The organism is Streptomyces sp. CAI-85, from assembly GCF_013363615.1.
Lineage (GTDB): Bacteria > Actinomycetota > Actinomycetes > Streptomycetales > Streptomycetaceae > Streptomyces > Streptomyces antibioticus_B.
The window spans coordinates 1-619 of record NZ_JAANNX010000251.1; the positions used below are offsets into that span (position 1 = coordinate 1).

Here is a 619-nt window from a genome sequence, read left to right on the forward strand (position 1 = left end):
CGGTCGGGACCGACGGAGAGGGCTGGTAGGTAGCTATGGAAGAGCCGCGTCGCCTCGGCGGCCGGTACGAGCTGGGCCATGTGCTCGGCCGTGGTGGCATGGCCGAGGTCTACCTCGCACATGACATCCGGCTCGGTCGCACCGTGGCGGTGAAGACGCTGCGCGTGGACCTCGCGCGCGACCCTTCCTTCCAGGCCCGGTTCCGCCGGGAGGCCCAGTCGGCCGCCTCGCTCAACCACCCCGCGATCGTCGCGGTCTACGACACGGGCGAGGACTACATGGACGGGGTCTCGATCCCGTACATCGTCATGGAGTACGTCGACGGCTCCACGCTCCGTGAGCTGCTCCACTCCGGCCGCAAGCTGCTGCCGGAGCGGACGCTGGAGATGACCATCGGCATCCTCCAGGCGCTGGAGTACTCGCACCGCGCGGGCATCGTGCACCGTGACATCAAGCCGGCGAACGTCATGCTGACGCGCAACGGCCAGGTCAAGGTCATGGACTTCGGCATCGCCCGCGCGATGGGCGACTCCGGCATGACCATGACGCAGACGTCCGCGGTGATCGGCACCGCCCAGTACCTCTCCCCGGAGCAGGCCAAGGGCGAGCAGGTCGACGC

1 protein-coding gene is annotated in these 619 nt (G+C 68.8%); it reads left to right on the top strand.

All coding sequences use genetic code 11. The features are described 5' to 3' along the window. Nucleotides 1–35 precede the first annotated feature (35 nt). Nucleotides 36–619: protein kinase (locus tag G6W55_RS38105; protein WP_175525115.1), on the top strand; the 584-nt coding region annotated here is incomplete at its 3' end.